Annotated in this window: 5 protein-coding genes; 1 reads left to right on the top strand and 4 read right to left on the bottom strand. The window is 33.2% G+C overall.

All coding sequences use genetic code 11. The features are described 5' to 3' along the window. Positions 1-200 precede the first annotated feature (200 nt). The 4 genes from G7034_RS08980 to G7034_RS08965 all read right to left on the bottom strand — a co-directional run bounded on the left by G7034_RS08980 (position 201) and on the right by G7034_RS08965 (position 2395). Entirely contained in the window at positions 201-692 is a 492-nt protein-coding gene (locus tag G7034_RS08980) for a hypothetical protein (protein WP_187349889.1), read from the bottom strand. A gap of 153 nt (positions 693-845) precedes the next feature. Further along, positions 846-1457 carry an SHOCT domain-containing protein gene (locus tag G7034_RS08975; RefSeq protein WP_166400636.1) on the bottom strand — a complete coding sequence of 204 codons (612 nt, stop codon included), beginning with the start codon at positions 1455-1457 and terminating at the stop codon, positions 846-848. Between the two features lie 257 nt (positions 1458-1714). Beyond that, entirely contained in the window at positions 1715-2086 is a 372-nt protein-coding gene (locus G7034_RS08970) for a helix-turn-helix domain-containing protein (protein ID WP_166400635.1), read from the bottom strand. A 12-nt stretch (positions 2087-2098) separates the two neighbouring features. Beyond that, a complete protein-coding gene (locus G7034_RS08965; protein ID WP_166400634.1) occupies positions 2099-2395 on the bottom strand; it encodes a type II toxin-antitoxin system HigB family toxin in 297 nt (98 codons plus the stop codon). Between the two features lie 276 nt (positions 2396-2671). Between G7034_RS08965 and G7034_RS08960 the strand changes: the two genes are divergently transcribed. After that, positions 2672-3082, top strand: a complete 411-nt coding sequence (locus tag G7034_RS08960) for a hypothetical protein (protein ID WP_166400633.1) — start codon at positions 2672-2674, stop codon at positions 3080-3082. The last annotated feature ends 965 nt before the right edge of the window (positions 3083-4047 follow it).

Here is a 4047-nt window from a genome sequence, read left to right as displayed (position 1 = left end):
TCGGTTGAGCGACTCCCTTAAAAACACAAAACTCCTTAAAAATTAAAAAACTTGAAATTCCGCAGAATTTCATTTTTTTAATTTATGCACAACGGCCCTGGCTATGAGCAGTTGGGGCTTTTTTGCCCTAACTTTTCAGTTTAACACTGACCTTTATTTTATTTACTTTCGTTCAAATCTAGCACTTTTGCCCCAATTGCTTATAGCCTTTGTTGCCCACTGGCTTTCTTTACGATTTCATTCATTTCGGCTTCTTTTTGAGTTCCGATTAGGTATTTTTTACCATTCAGAAGTTCAATCGCCAGTCCTTTATTTCCTTTGATATTATAAACCGTTCCGTATTTTGTCCAAAGTCTTATTCCCCAACCGCCTACAAAACCATAGTTTACAACTTCTGCTTTTTTTATTTCAGTCCATTTAGTTGTCTTTTTCACAAATGGAAAAAAAATCATTTCAATTTTATCAGTGTCAATAGTGGTTTTCAGTTTCATTAGAATAAAAAGTCCGAGTAATGAAAATATAAAAATAGCGAAGACCACTAATCCAATATTGGACATTGGTTTGTCACCAAAAGGTTCTCCGATTATAATTTGTTTGTAAATTCCAATAATCGGCAAAATTCCGATTGGTATTAAAATTAACCACAACCACCATTGAGTGAATTTTTGCTCTTCTTTAAATTCAATTTTCATTTTAGTTTTTTAGCTTGTGGGCAACGGTTTGCAATATGGCCAGTGGCGGTTTGCGGGCTTCGTTATTATCCACCATTACAAAAGTTGATGCGGGGCAGAAAGACTCATACTCCCCCAGTCCTCGCCATTGGCTATATTGCGTGTTACAGGGCGTTATTCGTTTAATATTTTCTTTTTTTCTTTTTCAAATTCTTCTTGAGTAATAACCCCTTCATCTAACAATTTTTTAAGTTCTCTTAATTTATCAGCTTTTGATTCTGAATTAGTTGTTTCCTTGTTAATAATTGTTCTTTCAGTTTTTGTATCACAACCAGTATAATCAATTTGATAGATGTAATGATTGTAGTCTTGTTTTGTAACCCCTATCTCATTAATATCAGGTTTCCACCAAGCTCCAGTTGCAGCATCAACAGCAATTCCCCATGGTAATGGAATAAAAGCACCTGGAACTAACCCTGTAAAACCAAGTAAAGAGCCTGTAAAAGCCCAACCACGAAAGCTTTTTTGTGTAAAAGTTTTCGTTTGGTCTTCACAACCTTCTTTTTTTACTGTAATTGAAAAATTATCAGCATCTCTTCTTTTGGCTTTAAATGAAGCTTCACCAGTCCCTTTATAACTTCCTTTATGTTCAATTTTTGCATCTGGATGGTCAGGTACTTGGACTTTAGCATAATAATTACTACCACCAATAATTGTTGCACAACTTGAAAATGAAGCTGATAATACAATTAATCCAATTAAGTAAAGTAAATTCTTTTTAGTCATAATGATAAAATTTAATTGTTAATAAATGATTTGTTTAAAAATCTATAGCCTTTTTGTTTTTAGTTCTGTATATCAAGTCAGATTTTTACTACGGTGAACGATTTTTTCTCATAATGCCCTGTAACGTCTCGCGCATAACGAAAGTGGCGAGCTAAAATGCGCAAGTTTTTCGGTCAAACTTTAAGTTTCTAAAAATACGCAAACCTTTCGTTTCAATCACAAATCTCGCCATTTTTGTTATGCGCTGTTACCCTTTGTTATTTTTTCACGAGCTGATAATTATTCACTAAAACTGAAGCTGAAATTTGAAGTATTCGCTCCAATTCTCTTATCATTTCAACTGTCAATTTCTTTTTCCGATTTAATATTTCAGATACTCGGCTCTTTCCGCCAATTACACCAACTAAATCCTTTTGACGCATATTCAGTTCTTCCATTCGAATTTTTATCGCTTCAATCGGATCAGGCGAATCAATTGGGTAATGTTCATTTTCGTAGTTCTCAATCATTAAAGAGAGAATCTCAGCTTCATCGCCTTCTTTTGTATCAGTAGGAGCATCAAAAATTACTTCTAAACGGTCAAGAGCGTTTCGGTAATCAGTTTCGTTTTTAATAGGTCTTATATTCATAATCAATTGTATTTAAATCGTGTCAGCGTTTATTTTATCATATTCAGGGTGAGTTCCGATAAATCGAATAAATGCCCATTGTTTTTCGTAATTAAACTTGACTACAAGTCGGTAGGAGTTTCCTTTTATGTTGAAAACAACTCGACCATTTTTAAGAATGCTTGCTGAAACATAAGTTTGCTTAACATCTTTTGGAGAAAACCATTTGGAGCTTTTAGCAGTATCATACCAAGTTTTCAAATACTGTTCGGAATCAGCGTGTTTTTCCCAAAATTCTCTAAGTGTACTTTTCGCAATTATTCGTTTCATCAGTCAAATTATAGAACAAATATACGATAAGTTCTCAAATATTGAACTGAAATGGATTTTTTTTTAATAAAGGGTAACGGTTCGTGTATATGAAACGTTGTGGGTTAATATCAATTGTTTTTTAATTTTGTTTTAAGTTTGCAAATGTGCAGTGTCTTTTGGTTCTGTTGCTGTTACCACAATGTTTTATATACGCTGTTACCTGCCGTATTTTATTCAGAGTTTTGTATTTTATTTCGTATTATTGTTTTTTAAATTTAGTCAAAAATATTAAATATGTCAACTCAACCTTTAACTCCATTCAAAGCTTATTTTGAATTAAACGTACAATCAGAACTAAAAGAAATATTTAATAATCCTGAAGAAGTATCTTTTGAAGAAAGGCTTTCTAAATTTTCCGATAATATTGGTAACATAGATATTGAAAAATTAGTTAAACATTTTCATCTTCGATTTAATTTTAATGAACTCTACAAGCCTTTATATTTTAATTATCAAAAAATTACAGATGTTAACCCGTCTAATATGACTATTTCAAATGAGAACTTTAAATTATCATTTACTATCAGAAGCTATGAGGTTGAAGTTATTCAAATAGATGGTGATAAAATCACATTTGTAGGTTCTGGCAATGAAGTTAAAAATATAATGCTTGATGAAGATATTAAACTTATAAAGGCTCGTTAGAATATAGACTTTTATCTGCTGTTTCAAAAGTTTCTATCAACTTGTTAAAATCAGTTGTAAAATGTTTAATTTCTCCGTTATTTTTCCAAAAAGTTAACTCTATATTGTCATTCAATTTCTGATTCTGCATTCGGTATTGATGGTTGTCCGTTACAATCCATAGCTCTGTTTTTTTGTTATTCATTTCAGTTATTTGTTTTTCACAACGCTTTTAAATCATTACTCTGCTTGGTTTTTTATATGACAGGTAACGGTTTGTGCATAACGAAAGTAAGGGAAATTGTTTACTTACTTTTCAGTTAGTTACGTTGTGTGTTTTTAGGTTTTACTTTTCGGGCGAAAACCATTAGCCCTTATTTTTGTTATGTGCTGTTGGCAATAGTTGTGTGTCCTGAGTTGCGTTAGGATACGAAGATAATAATTAGTTCTTTGAAAACGCAACAAAACTTTATTAGAGATGATAGACTTTAATATTAGGTAAGAAACGAGCTAACCCCTTTAAAATAGGTAAAGTTAGAAGTCTCACACACAGCTATATTAAAGAATTGGACTATCGGATAGGACTTTCAGGAGTCGTTTCCAAACCGCCTTGAGGTGCTGAATTTAAGAGATTTGGTATTGAGCGTCAAGGTTAAAGCAAGTTCATAATCGTTTGTAGGATTAGTGATTGTATGGTGTGGTTATAGGAGTTGAACGCAAGTGAACCCTTATGGAGGTGTCGAAAATAACATTTACTGTGTCAAAATCAATGGGGTCAGCGACCTAAAGAGACAAAAGTGTAGCGGAGAACCTGATTACTGGCTACACGACACACGGCATAAAGAGGGCAAGACCTATAACTAGGCTCTAATAAGGAACAGGAGAACCAAATTCAAGATGTCAAGCAAGAACGCTAACAATCCCAGAGTGGAAAAGGCAAAGAGTAGCGAAGCTTGAGTTTGGGGCGGATGAAGTCGTAGTAGCGA

The organism is Psychroflexus maritimus, assembly GCF_011089875.1.
GTDB classification, from domain to species: domain Bacteria; phylum Bacteroidota; class Bacteroidia; order Flavobacteriales; family Flavobacteriaceae; genus Psychroflexus; species Psychroflexus maritimus.
The sequence above is the reverse complement of the archived record's forward strand: the minus strand, read 5'-3'. Positions and strand labels throughout refer to the sequence as shown.